The organism is Elusimicrobiota bacterium (assembly GCA_040757695.1).
In the GTDB taxonomy this organism is placed as follows: domain Bacteria; phylum Elusimicrobiota; class UBA8919; order UBA8919; family UBA8919; genus JBFLWK01.
The window spans coordinates 61,982-83,525 of the sequence record JBFLWK010000001.1 but is presented as its reverse complement, the minus strand read 5'-3'; the positions used below and the strand labels follow the sequence as shown (position 1 = coordinate 83,525).

The window sequence follows — 21,544 nt, the reverse complement described above, 5'->3', positions numbered from 1 at the left end:
GCACCGAATGTGTATAGTCTTTCGCCATGGAGTGCTGGCCAGGGCTGTCCTTACAGAAAAATCACAATGTATGCTGAGGCAGGTAAAGGTTTCATCGGTTGGTTTGGTAAGATAAGTGCTGATTTTGGTACAACCGGTATTATAGTTTCCTCCTGTACATATATCTCAGAAACACAAGCCGAAGCACATATAAAAGTACCGGATACTACAGCAAATGGCTGGTATAATGTGTATGCAATAAACCCTGATGGTCGGAAATCCAATGTATTAGTTTCATCATTCTGTGTTACTGCAGCAACCTCTGCGGTAAATTTCCCTTATGAGCCGATAACCTATTCTGATTTAATCACCGCGGTGACTGGTCAGTGTGGTGTTATGGCAATGACACCTGCTCCATTGGGTGACCTTACCACCGCGCAGGTCCGAATAAAACGGGTAACTGATGGTATGTACTGGACAGGGACTGGCTTTCTTGTTAGTGACCCGAATACATGGGTTAATGTTGATGGTGGTGGCAGCAAGACATGGTCATATACCGGCTGGACGACTTCTCAGCAGCAAGATGGTAAAACATACAAAATCTGGGCCCGGGCACAAACAACTGATGGTGGGAAATGTAAACCGATTGATGATGCTGATGCACCGGAGTTCACTTTTGACCTGAATCCGCCGCAAAGCGTAATAAATACACCAAATGTAGCGGACACACCACGGCTGAATGATAGTAATGATGACGAGATTTCAGGCACTGCAACCGATGCCGCAAGCGGTATAAACGAGGATACAACTGACCCCTATTCTGGTAGCGGTGTTGAACTGATGATGCAGGACCTGACACTTGGAACTTCATACTGGGACAAAAACGGTGTATTTGGCACACCTGAGGTATGGGTATCCTCACCGAGCCCTGTGTGGTTCAAGGTAAGTTATTCCGCAGGTAATTGGAGTTATGCTACTGTTGCAGGTCCTACACCGAAAGTATCAACAAATGTATGGACAAACTCGCATGACTACAAAGCGCATGCCAGAGCACAGGATAAAGTAGGCAGAAAGGAATGGGAAGAGGATCCGGACTGGCCTGATAGAGCGATAACATTTATTGTTGACTATCAAACACCAATCTCAACAATAACCTACCCGAGCGCTGCCAAAGAGTACTATAATTACGACCAACTGTCTACAATTTCAGGCACCTGCTGGGATAATGTTCTGAGTGGCAGTTTCAAGATGTATGTTAGGGTCTGGAAAGAGCCGAACCTGTATTTACAATCGTCTGCAACCTGGTGGGCTACGACTTCTGTCTGGAACGAGGTTACAGGCACATTCGGTGAACGAGTCGGGTCAACCTGGAAGGTTTGGCTTTCTACATATATATGGACAAACGGTACGCAATACCGAATTGATTGCAAGGCAAATGATGGTGTAAACGAAGAGCCGACACCCTGGCAGATACCTATAAGAGTAGAATGGGCTATTCCACAGGCGGCTATTACATTCCCGACTGGTGGTGCCCAAAATCAAAGTAATTTAGCAACTATTTCTGGTACTTCTAATAAAGATGTCTATTTCGGGACTGTTCAGGACTCCGGAATAGATAAGGTGAGATACTCATTAAAAGTATTAGATGCGAATGTCTACTGGAATAGCAGTAGCGGTAACTGGGAAAGCGGTGCTGAGATATATAATGTCGCTACAAATACTTGTAGTTGGGAGACCTGGTATGCTGTGATTCCTGCTAATAAATGGGCTGAGTATGATGGCTGGCAATGTGATTTCAAATGCTGTGTCTTGGATAATGCAGGTAACTATCAGCCACCACAATCTACAATGACCTTCCGAATAGATTTCTCTACACCTTCTTCTACACTTACAAACCCGCCACCAGACGCAAAGGCCGTTAATACCGCTACTTTAGCGACAATCAGTGGCTCTTCATATGACCTGCCGGACCCGCCAAGGCAATCTGATGTCTCGCAGGTCAATATAAGAATCCACTGGCTGATAGGTCCTACAACATATTTGAGTAACGGCGAGGTCTGGATGGAAACTGTCCAGGATATGAATGTCACCGGTGTTCATCCCTGGACAAGAACAGTTGGCTCCGGGAAATGGACTGAAAGCAATAAATATGAATTATGGACAAGATGTATTGATGGTGCGAATAATACTGAGAACTGGATTTGCCGCTCTACATTCACATATGATAATACAGTCCCGCAAAGTTATACTACATTCCCACAGGATGGCAACCGTTACAATTCCGTACCTACAATCTCAGGGACTGCATATGATGCTGTTGCTGTAAGGAAAGCAAGGGTAAGGATTTACCGTGTTTCTGATGGTGTCTGGTGGGACCCTGTGAATAACAACTGGGGCGGTACTGCTGATTCCTGGAAAACAGTTATAGATGACCCGAACCTGCCAGCCGGAACAACACAATGGCAGTATGTACCACCATCAACTATATGGGATGACGATGCTACCCCAGGTGACCCGCCAGTTCAGTACAAAATCAATGTCCAGGCAGAAGATAGAGTACCGTATGTAGAAGTAAGTTTCTCTACTATTACATTCACATATGATAAGCAGTTACCACTAACAGAAATAATACAGCCAGTACATCAATCATTCCAGAAGCAAGGTTCGCTTCCTACAATCTCTGGCAACTGCTCTTCTGATTCTGTAGCAGTGTATGTCTATTTAAGAGACCGCACATTCTCAGGTGATGTTACTAACCCATCTACATACTGGAATTTTGCAACTTCCGCGTGGGTACAGAATGCAGGATCTTTATGGCAGCAGACATATCTCGCAGGCACTATATGGTCAACCGGGACTGCTACATGGACACATCTCAGGAATTACGAAATCGGTTGCTACGCAAACGACCAGGCAACAAATACCGGTGATACTGTAATTTCAAAGTTCTGGTATGATACCGGTGTGCCTACATCTACTATATTAAACCCTGCGAATAATGTGACACTGGCATCTTTAACAACCATTTCAGGTACTGCATATGATACCGCAACAAATGAAAATACATTCAAAAACCAACTCACAGGTGATAGTGGTGGTGATATGCTTATCTCTATCAAATGTTCAGAAACGGGTGAGTACTTCACATATAATGAACCGGATAAATGGTCGGCTACAAGGCAATGGATAGGTATTTCGTCAGGTGTTACAATAAGCGGTTCTTTAGTTGGTAGTGAATGGCGTGATACCTATCAGGTATCGCCTTCTACAGGCTGGATGAATGATTATACATACCATATCTGGCGAAATGTAAAAGATGCTGCTAATAATTACGAAGATGATATATCTGCTCCTGTAAAATCAACCATAACATTCACAATAGATTTCGAGCGGCCTTTATCTGCACCTACTACACCGCAGGCAGATGTTATCTATGCCGCATATAAACTTGCTACAATCTCAGGCACCGCATCAGATAACCGGGGTTTGGATAATGTTAAAATCTGGCTTCGTAGAACTGATATTGCACCGCAGGATTACTGGAATGGTGTTGGCTGGGCAGATGAAGAAGCAGCCGCAGATGATTTAGAATGGCAGACCGCTGCTTCAAACCTACCCGGGAAAACTACTACATGGATTTATACTGGTATAACGTGGGTTGCAGGCGATTATAATCTTAAAACACGCGCAACTGACGATGTCGGCTGGCTTGAAAACTCTGCTTCTACTACTACAGGCGTTAATTTCAAAGTTGATATCTCATCACCAAATTCTACAGTGACATTACCGGTAGCAAACGAAGAATATAACAGTATTACACAACTCCAGGGTAATGCAACTGATGATAAATCCGGTATCCCCGCAAGCGGTGTTGAGTTCTGGCTACAGAATATAACGCTCGGGACAACTTACTGGCAAACAGGTGTCGGCTGGATTTCGCAAGCAAGCCCATTCTGGAATGGTGCCACTGTTGTCAGTCCTGATACTAATAATACCGCGTGGTATTACAATATCGCAAATACTAATTTTACAGACGGCTGTCAATACAGGGTTCAATCCAGAGCAAAAGATAACGCTGGGCTGCAACAAGAGCCGACCGTTACAAATACCTGCTGGTATGATACTACAATACCAACCGCTACTGTCACAGACCCTGCAGATAATACAGAAATATCACGCTGGACACAGGTAAAAGGTACATCGTTTGATAACTACCCCGGTGGCGGGCAAGACCGCGTAGAAGTGCAAATCATAGATAGAGGCACCAATAATGATGGCGATTATGCGTGGTGGTCTGAATGGAATAACGATTGGGTTACTGCTGCTTCAACCTGGTGTGTTACTTCCTGGACAATGTCAACAGGTACAGGCCCGTGGAAATGGGAAGAAGCTGCACCACCAGCATCAAAACTCGGCGCAAAGTATTACCGCGTCCTCGCAAAAGCGTATGATAAAGCCGGTAATTACCAATCAATATTATCTTCTACTACATTCAAATACGATACTGCAGCACCGCAATCCAAACTATTAGATGTTGTGGAATATGATGGTGCTAATAATAATACGTACACAGAAACATTATGGCAGCTCCATGGTGAAGCCTGGGCTGGTATACCTATAGATAATGTGAAGGTATCAATTTATGATAGAGGTCAAAGAAAATACTGGGATGATACTACCAGTAACTGGGGTGCTGCTGATGGTCCTGAATCCTGGTGTTCCTGTACAGGAAAAGAAAATTGGTATTACAGGAATGTTCCTCCTGAATGGTACACAGGAGCAACAGACCGGGATTGCCAGATAAAAACAAAAGCAGCAACTGCTGTAAAACCGGAGACAGAGGGTGCTGGAAAACGGGTATATGTAAAGCGAGGTAGTTGGTGCCGGTCCTGGGTTTCTACAGATACCGCTTACGGGCCTCAACACGGTGATTATTTCTCAACCAAAGATAAGATTTATATAAGAGCGGTTTATGGTAATTCTACAGAGATTAGTAGTGTAAAAATCAGGGTTTATAATATCTCTGATTCACCACCGGTAGAAATGACTGGTGGTTGGGAAACTGCTACACATGATGGTTATGAGATGTATGGTGGAGGGAATTTGTATGTCTATTATGCTACATATACTGTTACTTTTACCTGGACACCAAACAAAATCTATAAAATTATCACACAAACAGCATATAAGGGTGGAGAATATCCAGAAAAATTACCGGAGTTTGATGATGATGGTCTGCTTATCATAAACGACCCAACAGCGCCTACAATAGCGCTTACAAACCCACCTGCAAACGGTTACTACAGCAGTATGTCAACTATTTCAGGTACAATGTCGGATAACCTTGCAGGACCTAAACAAGTACAGATAAGAATCACTGACTTAACTACCTCAACTACATACTACTGGCATTACTGGACAACTTCAGGCACCTGGGAAACCGCTGACTACTGGGAAACAACAGCCGGGTATGTAACAATGCCGACAACAACAACCTATCGGTATGACAAAACAACCGGTGCATGGGCTGAAAAAGGTAAATATGGCATCCGTGCAAAAGTACAGGATAACGCACTCAACTGGTGTTCAGCAGAAGCATATTACGAATTCTATTACGATACTATTAAACCAACAACTACAGTTACATTCCCGGCAAACGATGGCGAAGCACAAGGATTCCCGCTTTTCTATGGTGGTTACTATGACAATTTACTTATAGATAAAATAGATATGAAACTACAGGATAAAGATAACAGTCAGTTCTGGCGTGATGATGATGGTGATGGCGTAGGCAGTTGGTCTGGTACTGAATACTGGGTACCATGCTACAATATCTGGTCTTCCTCATGGACATATCAGTATTCAAATAGCAATCCCAGTTTATCAGAATGGTATATCATAACCAGTCGTGCAAAAGATAAAGTACCAAATACAGAAGATGTATTCACCGTTGGTAGCAACTCAAATACATTCATTGTAGATATCACAGCACCACAACCGAAAATAGTAGTTCCGCTTACAGATAATGTTAATTTAGTTCGTAAAAACCTAATAACGATTTCAGGAACTATTTATGAATCCCGTAGTGTTGATAGAGTAAGGATTACACTGCAGAACCTTACATTAGGGACTTCGTTCTGGTCAGGTACACAATGGCTTGTAGGTGAGGTTAACGGCTCAACCTGGGTTGTATGCTCAAACTCCGGTGCCGCGCCTGATTTCTACTGGAGTTATGTAGTTGGTCAAGATACAATGACCTCCGGCTGTAAATACGAAGTTCGTGTCTGGGCAAAAGATGGTGCTGGGAACGAATCTGCAAGTTATACCGGCGGGACACCACCGGAGTATTATGTTGAAGCCGCAACACCAACTGTGAAACGGTTCATCCATGAGAATTCAGTACCGATATCTACCGTTACTATGCCTTCCGCAGGTTCGTATTCGCAACTACCATCAATTTCAGGGACATCAAAAGATTACCCAGAACCACCACTTAACAAAGCCGGTATCTATAAAGTTTACTGGCGGGTTTCAAACGATGCGGATACTCTGTCGTTTGTTAACTGGCAGACATCAGGCACCTGGCAAACAGGTAATTTTTATAATACCGGTTCCCAGGAAGCCGGTGGCTGGGATATCTGGAAATCATCGGCATATTCCAACCCATTTACAACAGATTACTGGTACCGGGTTAGATGTAAAGCAATAGATGATGCTGTTCTGCCGACTAACGAAGCAACTGGACAGGGTAATGCCGAAGCGGAGCATACTTCTTACGATGCACGTTTCCGCTGGGATGTAGGTGTGCCCGGCTCGGCTATAACACTACCGGATTCAGATTCAGCACCCGGCGGTGGCTCAAAACGAAGGTCTCAACTGACAAATATTTCAGGTACCGCAACAGATGATTACCCAAATGGTAAAATCAATTCCGATGGTGTAAAAGTATATATTCGTGTGATACCCGGTGGTGGTGATGGCGGTGTAGGAACGAATATAATGTGGGATGGTGATTCCTGGGAAGCAACACCAGCATCAGAAGATAACTGGTACAAGCTTAATTCAAGTTATGTCGGAGTCTCTTCCGGTAGTTGGACATATAACTTCTCAGTGATACCTACAACTTCCGGCTGGAAATATAATATATTAGCAAACGCATGGGATGCTGCAAATCCAGAAAACAAACAAGCAACTGCAAACTATGATACTAACCTTTCGTCAAGAACATTTATATGGGACCAGCAGAAACCGGTTTCTGCGGTTACATGGCCGAATGTAACATATGTTTCTTCATTAGGTACTATTTCAGGTACTTCGTCGTTTGATACCGCGATAGAAGCCGGTGGTGTCAATTTGAAAGTTAAACGAATGACTGATGACTGGATATGGACACCTACCGGCTGGCAGTCAGGTGGTTCCGGTGTTGATTTAACACCAACCGATTCCGGTGGTGAATCCGCGGATAAGTGGCAGTATTATTCGTTATCGTTGATTGATTCGTTACAGACAGGCACATCATACCAGTTCATAACAAAAGCAAGAGATAATGCACTTCCGTCAGGTAATAATGAAGATGAAACTGTAAAATATACTATCTGGTATGATACAGTGCCTGCACAATCAGTAATAACCTATCCAACACACGATTCTGAAACAACCGCAAACCCGACTATTTCAGGAACCTGCTCGGATAATCTCGCAGGTGTAGCAAAAATAAAGATAAAAATCCAGGATGATTACACCACCGGTGGTGGTTCTTCGTGGGATGGAACAATACCCGAGTGGAATGCAAATGATAACTGGAACGATGCCAATTTCGGCTACAATGCAACCTTAGGATATTCAACCTGGACATATGTCTATAGTGGTGCCGGACTTTCTGATTGGTACTGGGTAATGTCAAGGGCATCAGATACCGCAGTACCTTCTAATGTCCAGTCTTCGTTTGTAGTAGGAACTTCATCTAACAGGTTCATTGCAGACCTGACCGCACCGACGAACTTGAAGTTCACAGTGCCTAATTTAGATAATCAAGATATAGCGAGAAAGGATATATTGACATTCAGTGGCTCTTCAAAAGACAACCGGTCACATTATTTAGTTCAGATGACACTCCAGGACTTAACCTGGGGCACAAGTTTCTGGAGTGGGAGTCAATGGCTTGCAGGTGCTGTCAATGGTTCTACTCGTGTTGTCTGTAACAAGAGTGGTAGTGGAACAGAGATAACATTTGACTATTCTGTTGGTGCCTCAACAATGGTATCCGGGCATAAATACGAGGTGCGTGTCTGGGCAAGAGATAATGCCGGGAACTGGACAGCTAATTATGGTGATTATCTTCAAGGTGCAACCGATACCGTAAAGCGGTTCTGGTATGAGTCCACCGAGCCGAATTCGGTAATACTGAGCCAAACTGAAGGTCAACGGTATTCTTCATTGACAACGATTTCCGGTACTGCGGAAGATACTGGCGCTACACCGTATAATGCCGGTGTAGCGGATTTATCTGATGGTGGTATCAAGATACAGATCTCCAACTCAGATGATAGCAAGTTCTATTTCCGCTGGGCATCATCCGGCACGATGCAGGCATCTGGTACAGGGAATTACTTCACAGTTGGCGAGTTTGCGGCACCACCGGTGTGGTCTACTGCTGCGCTTGCTGCCTGCGCAGATTTTATTGATGATGCTCAATACATAATCAGAGTAAAAGCGAAAGATAAAGCACGACCTTCAGCAAATGATACCGTTACTAACTCAGGAAATGAAGAAGTAACAATCTCATCAATAAACTTTATCTGGGATAGTCAAGCACCGAAAGTATTCACAACCAACCCGCAAGATAATGCCGGCCGGAAAAACACACTGGCAACCATCTCCGGTACCTGCGTGGATAACAACACTGTTGATAATCCTAAGGGCAAAATGGCAACCTCAAATACTGTAGAGTTGAATATAGTTGATATAGATGGTGGGCCTGCAACCTGGAAAGGTAATGGTTGGGAAACCGGCGATAACCCCAACACCTGGGTTTCTACAAGCACATTTGTTGGGTATTCAAGTGGTACCTGGAGTTATGGAATCACGGACTCTACCTGGACAAGTGGGCATCAGTACAGGATCCGTGTTCGCGTAAAAGATGCCACATTACCATCACCAGGTTTGTATTCCAGTGTTTGTGTATCTACATTCACATATGATACTGCCCGGCCTGAGTCTGCAGTGAGTTATCCCGCAACCTCGCCGGCATATCTGAAGACATTCGGAACAATCAGTGGTACCTGTTCTGACGATACCCAGACAATGAAAATAAAAATCAGACGGAATGACGGCAGAACATTTTTAGCGACTTCAGGTCTGGCGGACAAGTTTGAGGTAGATAGTGCAGATATCTATGCCGATGGCGGGAACTGGAATACGGTTTCACCGACACCGCCAACCTGGAGTTATGGAACATTTACTGACGCATATTTAGCGAATGGCTACCGGTATGAGATACTAACTAAAGCCTGGGATGAGGCAACCAATCCTGAAAACATCACTTCACCACTCAAGAACTTAACCACATTCTTTTATGATCTCACAATACCTGTAAGATCAACCATAACCTACCCAACAGCAACACCTGAGACAACAATAAGTATCATCCGAGGCGATTGCTCAGACCCTGTGGTGAATTATTTTAATACTGGCATCGCAGAAGTAACCATCCGAATCAGAGATACCGAGAACTATCTGCCTGGCGGCGCTACATACTGGAATGGCGCAGGTAGTTGGGTACAAGATAATACACATAATGCTAACTGGTTAACCTGTACCCTGTCCCCTAATTCAACTGGCTGGTGGTATAATACCTCAATCCCCAACTGGACATCAGATAAGGTGTATGAAATAACAGCGAGAGCAAAAGATAAGGCGCTCAACTGGGGAACGGACTACTCTACACAAACATTCAAACGTGATACTTCCGCACCAGTAGTTACTCTACAGAAACCGATAAACAATGATTATCGCTTGAAAACACTGGCTACTATTTCAGGTTCTGCAACTGATCCCGCCTCTACATCAAATGTAGATAGGGTAGATTATGCTATCCGTAACTTAACGCTCGGGTCTACATACTGGAACCCTGCAACAGGTCAATGGATAGAAACCGCAAACACAACCTACTGGCTATCACTTTATCCAACACCCGCAGCAACAGTTGTATGGTCAACCGGTGCGGTTAGTTTTACAGCCGGACATTATTATAAGATATCAGTCCGTGCGAAAGATGCGCCTGGTAATATCACCGCGGATGCTAACTGCCCAATAAAAAATTTCTATTACGATGCTTCCGCACCAACAACAACAATAACAAATATAACTAATAATGCTGTGTATTCATCATTACCGACTGTTTCAGGGCAGGCAGGAGACAATCCCCTACCTAACCAGTCAGGTGTAAAACGAGTAGAAGTAAAAATCTACGATGGTACACAATACTGGGTTCCTACAAGGTCACCACAATGGGGTGCTGAAGAATGGTATAACAGTCAGTATTCTGGTGGTGTATGGACAACAACCTGCCCCTGGACGAATGACAAAACCTATACGATAACTTACCGTGGTGAAGACTTATGTTACGACGAATCAGAAGCACAAAACGGTAATGTAGAAGCAGATAATACTCGAACATTTACATATGATACTCAAGCGCCTATCTCAACAACGACATTCCCAGCCGCACCAAACGGCCAGACTATCAACTGGCTACCAACAATCTCAGGTACTGCAGAAGACCCAGGCACCAATGCTAATCTCGCAGTAAAATCAAACAGTGTGAGAATAAATATCTATAATAAAAGCGATAACCAGACACTTAAAGCAGACCAAACCTGGGAAGCGACCGATACTGGATTATATCTTACATGCACAAACTTGCAGGATAACTGGACCACCTGGCAGTATGTAATCACTTATCCAACAGCAGTCTGGACGAATGGTAGGGAATACCGTATTCGTACAAAAGCATACGATTTAGCAGATACAGCCGAAACCGGTACCCCGGAAAGAACATTCATAATTGATACATCATCACCGACACCGGTTATCACAAAACCAAACGCAACGGTTCATAACGAAATGGCAACAATTTCAGGTACTTCAAGTAGTGATACTTACGATGTTAAAATAAGAACTAAAAAATTTGAAGCAGGCGCTACATACTGGTGGATTGGTGACCAGTGGTCCTCTACAAATTATGATGATTATCCATCAGTTGCATGGCGAGCATATTCAGGCACTCCGGCTAACTGGTACTATACTTGTCCAGAATTCCAAACTTCATCTGCATTCACTACCGGTACAACATATTATGTAACTGCGAGAGCATGGGATAACGCTACTAACTGGCAAGACTCGGAATCTAAACAGTTCAGGTTTGATAATACCCCACCAACAGTGTCTATTTCTGCACCGCCGGCACAATCCGGTAGATACAAAACACTGCCAACAATTTCTGGCTATTGTTCTGACAATCCTGCCGGTGTTCAGACGGTTTATTTCACATTAACTGATGGCACTTCCTGGTATAAAGATGTTACCCAGGAATGGCTTACCACGGTTTCTACAGGTACCGCTGTACTGTCTGCAAATGCTACTTACTGGTATGAGACACCGATTTCTAACTATGTTACTGATAAACAATATACACTCAAGGTCTGGGCTCAAGATACTGTTGGGAATTACAATTATAACACCTATTTCGCATCTTTAACATTCATATTTGATTCTCAAGGACCTGCTACAACGATTCAATATCCGCCGGCAACAAAATTGAAATCACTCACCACAATCTCTGGAACTGCGAAAGAAACTGAAACCAATTATCCAGGTGTTGTCAATAATGTAAAAATAGCAATCAAAGATTTAACATGGCCAAATACTTATTACAACGGTGTGTATTCGTCTTCAAACTGCTGGTCTGTTGGTGAGCAGTGGATAGATGCCACCGGTGGCGGTGCACTGCTAATCACCTGGCAATACGGCTTTGATGTGAATTATGAAACAAATGTCTGGACTGATGGACATGATTACACTATCTATGCGAAATCGTATGACCAGACAACACTGAATGAAGGTTCTGCGGTAAGTGTTACTTTTACTTACGACAAAACTGCACCGGTTTCTACAACCACACACCCGCTTAATGGCAAATATGTCCAGCCGTTTGTAACAATCTCAGGTACCGCATCATCAGATACTAAAACAAATGGTGTAGGCATCAGATTAAGACGAGCAACCGCACCGCAATACTGGACTGGCTCCGGTGATAACTGGCTTGCGTCTGAACCTTCACCTTGGCCTGCGGCTTCCGGCGCTGCAACCTGGACAAAAGATGCTGCCGGTGTGTTCACAGTTGCTGCTGCAAACGGCGAAACATATTATTTGATTACGCGTGCAACCGATACTGCATATAATATAGAATCATTACAAGCAGAACGGCCATTCACGATTGATTCCACAACACCGACCTTAACAACAATAAAACCGGAAGCAAATAAGTATTACCAAAAAACCAATTTGGTAACGATTTCCGGTACTTCTGTAGATTTAGCGGGCTCTAATCCCGGTAAGTTTGATAATAATCCTGTAAAAATATGTATCAAACGACTATCCGACGATAAATATCTTGATAGCGACGGCACTTGGAAAGTATGGAATGATTTAATAACGCAGCCACCATGGCGCACACCAACCTGGACTTTTTATGATGTTAATGTAGCAACCGCTGGATACTGGCAGTTTGAAACGATAGTTGCTACCTGGACATCCGGCTACAAGTATATGCTATGGGTCGGTGTTAACGACCAGGCGACTAATAAAATTGATTACAGTGATACTGAAATACAAGGTTCTGCTGGTGGTATCATTTTCTATTGCGATTCAGATGCACCTGTTACAGATGTCCAGCAGCCACCAAATAATTCGTATCTCAACAGTAGTTCTCTGCCGTCAGTTTGGTGGGGAAATTGTAATGAGAAGCCGGATTCGTCACCACCTGTATACTATAATTCAGGTAACAAACTGGTACAGGTAAAAATTAAACGCGAGCCTGCATTAGATGGTACTTCTTGGTGGGCCTATCCATTATGGTCAAATACAGAAACCTGGAATGATATTACAGTAGTATGGCCTTCGTCATGGACATATAACTCTCCCTCACCGATTACACATAAAACATCTTACTGGGTCTATGTCCAAAGTTATGATAATGCACTGCCTGCACCGGGTAATCTTGAAGGAACCGGTGGGAATGTGAAATCGCTATTCATGTATGATACCCAGGCGGGTACTTCTACAATTTCAGTTCCACTAACCGGCGAGCCGCACTATAAATCATTCACAACAATTTCAGGTACCTGTTATGACGATTTCTCATCACCTGATAAGGTATTTATAGAAATTTTTGATGATACCGACGGAACGCTCTATTATTCAACTAATGGCTGGACCACCTGGCAGAATTATTTTGAAACAAGCGGCCTCCAACCCTGGACAACTTCCTGGACTACTAATATCTGGACTAATCATCATAAATACAGGGTAAGAAGTAAGTTAAGAGATAAATCGCAAAACCTTGAAGCTGTAAAAACTGAAAACACACGAACCTTTATATACGATATTACAAACCCAACCTCTTGTGTAGTAGAACCTGCAAACGGCGTAGAAGGTAAAAATATAACTAATATGCCCACTATTTCAGGTACCTGCGTAGATAAAAACCCGGGGCTCGTTGTCGGTTGCTCAGTCGCATTCAGGATAACTAATGCCGCAGATGATACACCGGGCAACTACTGGACATTCGGGCCACCGGCCGGCTGGACTTCTGAGACACCATTCTGGATAAATACCAGCACTTCACTGATAGCGGATACAACCTATCTCTGGAAAATAAATACCAATACCGCTACCTGGACAAATAATAACTGGTATCGTATATATTCTCTATCAATAGATAAAGCCGGTAATATGCAAAATAATGGCACACCGGATACATATAACCGCTTCAAGTATGTCGTTCCAGAGCCGGTTGCTGCTATTTTGTATCCTGCGACTAATAATTCGCATTACAAACAGGACCAATTAGCAACTATTTCAGGGACCGTTTCAGAAGGCGCAACCAATATGCAGATCTGTATCAGACGAGATACCGCCGGTGCAGGCGACCCACCAGGTATACATTACTGGAATGCTGCTAATTCTACATGGACTGTTACAGAGACCTGGATTTCTACCGGGCCTACACAGTATAAAGAAGTTGATTTTTCATTATCACCTACCTGGAAGTTTGAAGTTCAAGAATCAACCTGGACTAACGGCGCGGTTTATACAATCCGTGCAAAAGCATATGAGTCAGTATATCTATGGGGTTCGCCATCAGATAGAACCGGTATCGTTTACGATAAAACAGTACCGAACTCAACAATAGTTAAACCTGCATCAGACCCGGGATATTACAGGTCGTCATTAGCAACACTCTCTGGCGGGCATTCTGATACCTCACCCGGTTTGGTAGATAAAGTAGAAATCAGATTGAAAAAAAGTGTTGGCTCACCACCTGATGATTGGTTCTGGCTTGATACCTGGTGGTCTAGCGGGACCTGGATTACAGAAGCAATGAAATGGCGAACAAGTAATTCTACCGAGACTGCAAATACATGGTATTACTATATGCCAGCAACCGCTTGCTGGAGTACAGACCAAGCGTATAGACTTGAAACAAAAGCAACTGATAAAGCCGGTAATGTTCAGTCGGTTTATGCATCCTCTGATTTCACTATTGATGACTCCACACCGACCTCCAGGATTTTAGAACCAACAAACGGTCAGATTAGAAGTTCGCTACCTACTATTTCAGGGACTGCAACTGACGCTTCACTGGCACAATTAAAAGAAGTACGGCTCGCGATAAAAGATGAAGCCGGTGGCTGGTATGATGGCAATACATTTACCGCAGCAACCGACTCATTCGTTGTCTGCGGGCTCGGGTTCACTGCCTCACAGGCAACATGGACATTGACAGGCGTTAACTGGGCGAATGCAAAACGATATACGCTGTATCTTAGAGCAAAAGATAAAGCTGGGAATTATAATGATACTTACACAGTGGGAAATACTTCCGTTACAATTATTGCAGATATTGCACCTTCAGGGAATCCAACCTCAGCAGTCGATACACCTGCAGAAGGAATCGCATATTCTACCGCTGTTATTGGTGACTTGAATATGACCGGTACTTGCTCAGACCCAGCCGCACCTAATAATTCCGGTATTCAAGGCAGTGTCCAAGGTGCAGTAAAAGCACGGCTGTTAAAACTGACATCACCTACAACACAATACTGGGATGGCTCTGCGTGGAAGCAGTGGTATTCAACATACCCATTCATAAACGGGCCTACAACAGATGCTGGCGGTAATAACTGGTCCTGGTTATTCTTAGGTTCTAACCTTGAGTCTGATAAACAATATACTCTCAATACTCAGGTATACGATAGAGCAGTCCCAGCCGCCAACTACGAAGTTTCTTATTCTACAAGAATGTTCTATATTGATAACACACCACCGGTATCTAAAGTATTTGAGCCACAAAATAATACCTTCAGAAATGCACTCGCAACAATTTCTGGGACTGTGGATTCCTTTATTTCTGGTACTTATGGTGTCGGTGTTGCTATAAAGAGGAATTCAGATAACTTCTACTGGCAGTATAGTACAACCGGTTGGTATTCAACTGCCACCTGGCATACAGCGAGTATCAGCGGCTCTACCTGGACATTTGCAAATGTACCTACCTGGGCTGATGGTTTGCAATATCACATAATTTCAATGTCAACCGATAATGCTAAAAATGTTGAGAATGTAGGCGCTTCCTCAACAACATTCACCTGCGATAAAACTAACCCACCTATTGTAATCTCTTCACCGGTTGCTGATGGTAATCATAATACACTTGCTACTATATCAGGTACTGCAGACGATACGCTTTCTGGTATCTCTACCGTCAAAATAAAAGTCAAGAATGATACTGATGCTAAATGGTGGGATGGCACAAAATGGGACTCCTCACTTACAGAAGCATCCGCACCATGGCTTGATTGCTCATATTCAAAACCCAACTGGAATTATGAAAATATGCAATCAACCTGGATTGCTAATAAACGGTATATGGTTAAAGCAAAAGCAGATGATGTAGCAACAAATTCAAATACAACCGCAGATACATATTTTACATATGATGTTCAGAAACCGACTTCTGCTGTAAACTGTATTACGCAATCGTATTACAATAATACACTCGCGACACTTTCAGGTACCGCAAATGACAAACTTGCAACACCCAACTCCGGGCTTGCATCAAACGGTGTGAAGATACGGATCACAAACACAACAGTTTCTCCAAATAAATATTTCAAAGGCGGGACCCAGTGGACAACCGATTCAGCAGACCCATCAACCTGGCGGGATTCATCATATTCTGCAGTTGATGAGAAATGGACGCTTACAATTGATACCAATGCTTGGGAACAAGATGGGTTACAGAATACATTCAAAATAGAATCCAAAGCGATAGACCGCGCAAGCAATGAAGAAACAATCGGTGCAGGTCAAACTGCGCAATTTACATACGATGTTTCAAAACCAACAACCACGGTCTTTGCACCGGTAAATAATGGCTATTATGGCAAAAATAATAATCTGCCAACAATATCAGGTACCTGCACGGATACCGGTAGTGGGGTTAATAAAGTAGATATTGTTCTCAAGAATTTAGATGGTTATTATTTTGACCCGATAACGCAATCCTGGAAAGATGCTGCAGATGGTATTATATGGTCAACAACAACATTAATGGGTCCCACATCCTGGTATGTTGCTGTTTCTACAACCAAATATACATCCGGTGTAAATTATATGGTCTGGGCAAGAGTATATGATGGTGCAGGTAACCTGTCTACTTATGCCGATTCTACAATTGACGGTAATACTAACGGGCATCAATTCAAATGGGATATTGATAACCCCAACTCTTATGTCAATTATATTTCCTCAGGACAATATATAAACTTCTATCCGCAATCGTTATCAGGTACTTCTAATGACCCGGGTGCTTCCGGTGTCACTGCTATAAAATTGCGGTTAAAGCGTGATCGTGATCCCAACGGGGAAGGAAAAATATGGTGGGTTGCACTCGCATGGCAAGCGGATGAAGCCTGGTATTATACAGTAACACCGGGCTGGTCCTGGAATTCGTCTGATGTAACCTGGTCAGATAATTATCAATATACTATCTTGACAAGAGCACAGGATAATGCCGGTAATATAGAAGGCGATGGTGCAGGTAATGTCAATACTTCAAGAGCATCAGTGTTTACAATTGATATGTCATCACCGACAACAGGAATCACCGCACCAAAAAAACCGTATTACAATACGCTTTCTACACTTTCTGGTACTTCATCAGACCCGAATACTTATGCCTCCGGTGTGAAAGGTGTAGATATCGCAATCTATAATACTACCGACGGGAATAGATGGACTGGTTCTGGCTGGGAAACAAGCGGTACTGATTATTATATCAAGGCAGATACCTGGACAATAGCACCTAACTGGCAGTATGTGATAGATAACTCAACCTGGACTGATGGTAAACAATACAGAATCCGTACTAAAGCATACGATTTCGCAACTAATACTCAAACGGTGGCTACAGAATACCTTTTCAGATGCGACCGCTCCTCACCAACCGCATATGTTACAAATCCACCGGATGGTACAGAGGGACTTCAGCAATTACCAACAATTTCAGGCACCTGCGCGGATACATCACCCGGTGAAATTGATAGCGTTTATATCTATGTAAAATGTTTAACAGGTGATGCTAATTTAGTAGGTAAATACTGGGGTAAACACGGTGATGAAACCTGGGAATGGGGTGCAATGGAAGATATCTGGACATCAACATCTAATCCTGGGCTTCCAACTTGGGCATGGGCCTCAAATGTCTCCTGGCAGTCAACTATGGAGAAGTATGAAATTGGTGTTAAGCCTATAGATAAAGCCGGTAACGGCGCATATCAGGTAGATGTCTGTACATTCACAATTGGCCCACCAGCACCAAAATCAGTGATTACAAATTTACTGCAGAATAGATACTATTCATCATTGGCGAATATACAAGGAACAACTGCCAATACCACACCTTCACCTGGCTGGCAGGGTGTTGGTATAAAACGGCTCTCGGATAATCAGTGGTGGAACGGTTCTATGTCAGCACCTTACTGGCAGGTAGCAGGATCATCATGGATTGTTGCAACAATTGATACTGGACCTGATCCGGATACATTCATAAAAGATATCCCTGAGTTGTTTGTTTCTTATTCATCATATACAGTTCAATCAAACGGCAAAAATCCGCAAAATGTTACTGAAGAAGGGCTTGGTTTCCCTGCACCAAATGTTACCTATACAATCTGGTATGATACATTCCCACCTTACTCGCAGGTTACAGAACCGAATGCTGCTTATGAGCGCTGGATGGCGACAATCTCAGGAACTGCAGCAGATGGCTCGCAAGGCGCTGGTGTAAATAATGTTGATACCAGAATCATCTGGACATCATCAACTACTGCAGAAGCGGTTAATCCAAACTGGAACACAACTTTACAGAAATGGACAACAACTGTTTTCTGGATACCTGTTAACTGGTGGGTTGACGGTTCATCCTGGAATTATACACTGTCCTACCCGACAAATGTATGGACAAATGGTGAAGAGTATAAAGTTGTCCCGAGAGCAACCGGTAAAGAAATACCGGCACTTGTTGAGACACCCGGTGCAGGGTCCACATTCAAATACGATATTTCAACACCAACCGCAAAGATACAATATCCTGTGGACCAAAAAGCATACAATACCATAGCAACGATTTCTGGTACACTCGCGGATACACCGTTTGGTAATTCAACAATCCTGTCAGATGGGATAAAAATCGCTATCCAGCGCTGGAATCCTGAGCCGTCAAAATGGCTCACACCAGGTGCAGGCTTTAACTCAAACACACCTGTATTCTTTACAAATAATGTTACAAAATACTCTTCCACATGGACATATACAGGTGCTGGAAGTGATTTTACACCTGCTAATGATACAAAATATACTTTACTTGTTCGTGCTGAAGATTCAGCCGGAAACATAATGGATACATTTGATGTAGGTATCGCGTCTGTTTCGTTTATTTATGATACTGCAAAACCTGTATCTGTTGTTTTACAACCAGCCGCTGATGGTGTTGCACTTAACGCTACCACAATAGGCACAATTTCAGGAACAACTTACGACCCTGGCACATATTTCGCAGAGGTTTCCTCCTGCACAATACTTATAAGAAATACTGACGATGGTAAATACTGGGATGGTTCCGGCTGGAAGGTCTGGTATGCTACATATCCTTATATCTCAGGTGTTTCCACAGAAGCAATCACTGTTCAAACACTTAAATGGTCATACAAAGATATCTCTGTTAATTGGGAAGGAATGGGTGGTGATAAAAACTGCGCTGTGAATATTATGGCGTTTGATAAAGCACTGCCCGACAGTAATGATGAAAATGTTGTCTCTACAAGAACATTTATTTATGACAATACACCGCCAACTGCTGTGCTTGTAAAACCACCTCAACCGCATCTTACATATATTAAAGAACTATCAACGATCTCAGGAACTGCTAACGGTGACCTTGCAGGACTTAAAGCAGTACGATTAACAATAAAAGCAGAAACCGGCTCGCAAGCTGGTAAATACTGGCAGGATTCAACCTCTAACTGGTATTCGACTGCAACCTGGAATGTCTGCACAACCGCAAACAACTGGACTTATACAGCGGTACCGGCTTGGGAAAGCGGCGCAAAATATGCGTTAGAGCTTAAAACAACTGACTACGCAGAAAATGTACAGACAGTTATCGCAACAACAACATTCCTGTTTGATAATACTATCCCGACAGTAGGTATTACTGCGCCTGCAAATGATGGTAATTACGGGCCACAAAATCAACTTCTTACTCTAACCGGAAGTTGTAATGACCCTGTAGGTGCTGGTGGCGCTGCTTCTGGTGTAAATAAAGTAACGCTGCTTATGAAAGATACAACACAGTCAACAACATATTATAACTGGTCAACACAAACCTGGGAAAATGCACCGAATTTGACATCTAATCATTACAAAGACCTAACACCTTCAGCAGGCACATGGTCTATCACAAAAACACTTGGAGAATGGGGTTGGTTAACTAATAAACGATACGAACTAAAAGCATGGTCTACCGATAACGCTGGATGTGTTTCGTCTACTTCAACCTATCAGTTTGATTACGACGACCAGAATCCAGTTTCAATAATCCAAATGCCAAACAAAACGCATCATAACAACACCTTAACCCAACTTTCAGGAACTGCTTCTGATGCGGGTGGCTCAGAGTTCACAACAATGAAAGTTATGGTAAAATGGCAAGACCAGAATAAATACTGGCAGGGCACGGATTGGGGTCCTTCACAAATATGGGTCAACGCTGCTGGCGTCGCACCATGGACTTATTCGTTGCCGGTTTCGTCTTATACTGACAACAATTATTATATCGTCTATTCATCCGGAATTGATGATTCACAAAACTATCAAACAACTATCTCTTCCTACGCATTCTATTATGATATAAAACACTCTACAACTATTTTGACAATGCCCGCAAGATACCAAGGAACTATTTTGCAATACCAGCCGTTTGTAACGATTTCCGGTACTTCTATAGACGAAAATTCAAACGCTTCCGGCGTGAAAGAAACAAGAATCGCCGCTTATAATTATAACGATACGAAATTCTGGAACGGTTCTGCATGGACAGCTTCCTCACATTGCTGGCTTACGGCAAACTCGCTTACTTCTGGTAATACTATCTGGTATCTTGTAAAACCGTGGACATGGTCGGAAATCCAGTACGATGTGTATTCACAGGTTATTGATAACGCAGGGAATGTTTCACCTCATATATCAACCTCAACATTCAAGATTGATTCATCTTCGCCGACATCCAGCGTTACTTTACCGGTAAACGGTACAGCACGAAGAGCAGCTGATGCCGACTTGGTTACTATTTCCGGAACTTCAAGCGATACCAACGGCAATGTTAATGTTGTAAAGGTTTATATCAAGCGAATGTCAGGGGCTGCAAAATGGTGGAATCCTTCCGGCGGTGCGTTTGATTTGGATAGTGAAAATGTGCCGCCAATAAGCGCTTCAAATATAGCACCGTGGGAGTATACCCATGTCGCATTCATAGGCAGTAAATTTACCAGCGGCGCTACTTATTGGGCATATAGTACTGCATGGGATAATGCCGGTAACCAGGAGGTGTTGCCTGGCGGGAGTTCGTCGTATTTCGTGTGGGATGTGACGCCACCAACCTCTACGGTGACGAATCAACAGGTGATTAGTGGCTATGTGAATAGTTTACCGACGATAAGCGGGT

Annotated in this window: 1 protein-coding gene; it reads left to right on the top strand. The window is 43.3% G+C overall.

Annotation, left to right across the window (positions count from 1 at the left end):
- The coding region (locus AB1349_00125; GenBank protein ID MEW6555741.1) for a hypothetical protein at nt 1–21,544 on the top strand (21,544 nt) is incomplete at both ends.